Origin of the sequence: Bradyrhizobium sp. SHOUNA76, from assembly GCF_023006445.1 — a bacterium.
Lineage (GTDB): Bacteria > Pseudomonadota > Alphaproteobacteria > Rhizobiales > Xanthobacteraceae > Bradyrhizobium.
On record NZ_JALBHA010000688.1, the window covers coordinates 1 to 2,664 of the forward strand.

Sequence of the window (2,664 nt, forward strand, 5' to 3'; positions counted from 1 at the left end):
CGTCGGCAGCCGCCGGCAGCTCGCGCAGGTCGGGTAAGACGCGGCGGCGCGAGGAGGCCGGACTGAAGCGCGCGAATTTCGGCGACGGTCCGGGCCTGCCGACGCTGCTGTTGCTGCCCCAATTGCTGATCCTGCTGTTCTTCTTCTTCATTCCGTCGCTGCGGGCGCTGATGCAATCCGTCCTGCTCAGCGATCCCTTCGGCAATAACGTCCAGTTCGTCTGGTTCGACAATTTCAAGGCGCTGCTTGCGAGCAGCGACTATCGCCAGTCGATCGCGGTGACGTTCTGGTTCACGGTGGCGCAGAACGTGCTCACATTGGGCAGCGCGCTCGTGCTGGCCTTTGCCACGGACAGGATCGTGCGCGGCCGCTCGGCCTATCGCACGATCATCCTGTTGCCCTATGCCATTGCACCCGCGATCGCCGGCATCCTGTGGGCCTTCCTGTTCAATCCGGCGGTCGGCCCGCTCGCGCAGGTGCTGCACAGCTTCGGGATTGCCTGGGACCCCAACCTCAATCCGACCGATGCGCTGATCCTGGTGACGCTCGCCGCGTCCTGGAAGCACATCTGCTACGACTACATCTTCCTGGTCGTGGGCTTACTCGCGGTGCCGGTGTCGCTGATGGAGGCCGCCGCCGTGGACGGCGCGGGACCGATCCGCCGCTTCGTCTCGATCGCGCTGCCGATGCTCGGGCCCACCATCTTCTTCCTCACGGTGATGAACTTCATCTATGGCTTCTTCGAAACCTTCGCCATCATCGACGCCGTGACGAAAGGCGGGCCGGCCGGTGCGACCAACATTCTGGTCTACAAGGTCTTCGTCGACGGCTTCGTCAATCTTGATCTCGGCTCTTCGGCCGCACAATCGGTTCTCCTGATGAGCTTTGCGCTGATCTGCACGCTGCTGCAATTCCGCTACTTCGACCGCAAGGTCAATTACGGGGTCTAGCCGCATGGTCGAACGCTCGCCGATCCTCAACATGGTCTGCCATGCGATCCTGATCGCGGGCGCGCTGATGGTCTGCGTACCCCTGTATTTCGCGTTCGTGGCGGGCTCGCTCACGGTCGCCGAGGTGCAAAAGGTCCCGCTGCCGTGGCTGCCCGGGGGCCAGTTCTTGGACAATCTGCAGATGGCCTGGAGCAAGGGCAATTTCAGCCGCACCTTCGCCAATTCGATTATCGTGGCGCTCGGCATCACGGCCGGCAAGATCGTGGTGTCGTTGCTCTCGGCCTTCGCCATCACCTACTTCCGCTTCCGCTACCGAATGCTCGCGTTCTGGCTCATCTTCATGTCGTTGATGCTGCCGATCGAGGTTCGGATCGTGCCGACCTTCGAAGCCGTGGCCAATGCAGCGCTGCCGCTGCAATGGCTCCTGGAAACGCTGCATGTCGCGCATATCTGGACCTGGATCAGCGGGCATGAGGTCGCGATCTCGCTCGAATGGAACATGGTCAACACCTATCCCGGGCTGATCCTCCCGCTGATCGCCTCGGCCACCGCCACGTTCCTGTTTCGCCAGTTCTTCCTGACGATACCGGAGGAGCTGTGCGAGGCCGCGCGGCTGGACGGCGCCTCGCCACTGCACTTCTTCTGGAGCATCCTGCTGCCGCTGTCCGTCCCGAACATGGTAGCGCTCGCCATCATCCTGTTCCTGTTCGGCTGGAATCAGTATCTCTGGCCGCTGCTGTTCACGACCGACAAGGACATGGCAACGGCGGTTATTGCGTTGAAGGGCCTGATCCCGCGCTCCGACAGCGAGCCGGCCTGGAATATTGCCATGAGCGGTGCGCTTCTCACGATGCTGCCGCCCGTGCTGGTCGTTCTGCTGTTGCAACGCTGGTTCATCAAGGGTCTTGTCGACAGCAGCAAATAGGGATTGATCATGGTTTTCATCGCCGGGCATCGCGGCGGACGCAATCTTTGGCCGGAGAACAGCCTGACCGGCTTCCGCAATCTGTGTAGGGAAGGGGTCGACGCAGTCGAGTTCGACGTCCATCAGAGCACGGACGGCGGGCTAGTCGTGATCCACGATCCGCTGCTCGATCGCACCACATTCGAGACCGGGCCGGTGGGCGCGCGCAGCCTGCGGCAATTGACGGCAGCGCGTCTGCGCGATGCCGGCGATGACTGCATTCCGACCCTGGACGAGGTGTTCGGTGTGTACAGCGAAACCACGCTCGAGCTGCATATCGAGATCAAGACGGATGAGCTCGGTAATCCCTATTCAGGCCTCGAGGCGCGGCTGATCGACCATATCAAGCGCCGCGGCCTGGAACGGCGCGCCGTCATTACCTGCTTCGTGCCGGGGGTGATCGAGATCGTTCGCCGGCTATGGCCGGAGGCGCGGGTGCTCGTTTCGCTCGACCGTCGTTCGGCGGAGATGATGGGCGGGATTGAGCCCGCGCTGGCACAATTGGCTGCCATTCCCGGCTGCATCGTCGCGGTCGAAAAATCGCTGCTGGGGCTCGCCCTGCCGCTCGCCCTCACGATGCTCGGCTCGGAGCGCCTCGGCGCATGGGTGACCAACGAGCCGGAGGATATCGCTTACTGGCTCGCCCAGCCGGTGCGGCAGATCACGACGGATCGGCCGGATCTCGCCGTGAGCATTCGTCGCAGGCTCGAAACGATGCCGGCGCGCCGATGATTCCCCGCCGCCGCTTTC

General features: G+C 63.1%; 3 protein-coding genes. All 3 read left to right on the forward strand.

The annotated features are described in order from the left end of the window. The first annotated feature begins 62 nt into the window (after window positions 1-62). The 3 genes from MOV74_RS35650 to MOV74_RS35660 are packed head-to-tail and all read left to right on the forward strand — an operon-like array spanning window position 63 to window position 2,646. Window positions 63-950 (forward strand): ABC transporter permease subunit, encoded by an 888-nt coding sequence (locus MOV74_RS35650; RefSeq protein WP_246931887.1) that lies wholly within the window; start codon window positions 63-65, stop codon window positions 948-950. Window positions 951-954: 4 nt separating this feature from the next. Continuing rightward, complete coding sequence (locus MOV74_RS35655) at window positions 955-1,875, forward strand: ABC transporter permease subunit (protein WP_246931882.1); 921 nt, start codon at window positions 955-957, stop codon at window positions 1,873-1,875. 9 nt (window positions 1,876-1,884) lie between these two features. After that, window positions 1,885-2,646, forward strand: a complete 762-nt coding sequence (locus MOV74_RS35660; RefSeq protein WP_246931884.1) for a glycerophosphodiester phosphodiesterase family protein — start codon at window positions 1,885-1,887, stop codon at window positions 2,644-2,646. Window positions 2,647-2,664 lie beyond the last annotated feature (18 nt).

What these genes read in the sequence shown, in the direction of transcription:
- MOV74_RS35655 (WP_246931882.1), top strand. Translation starts at nt 955, where the DNA reads ATGGTCGAACGCTCGCCGATCCTCAACATGGTCTGCCATGCGATCCTG.
- MOV74_RS35660 (WP_246931884.1), top strand. Translation starts at nt 1,885, where the DNA reads ATGGTTTTCATCGCCGGGCATCGCGGCGGACGCAATCTTTGGCCGGAG.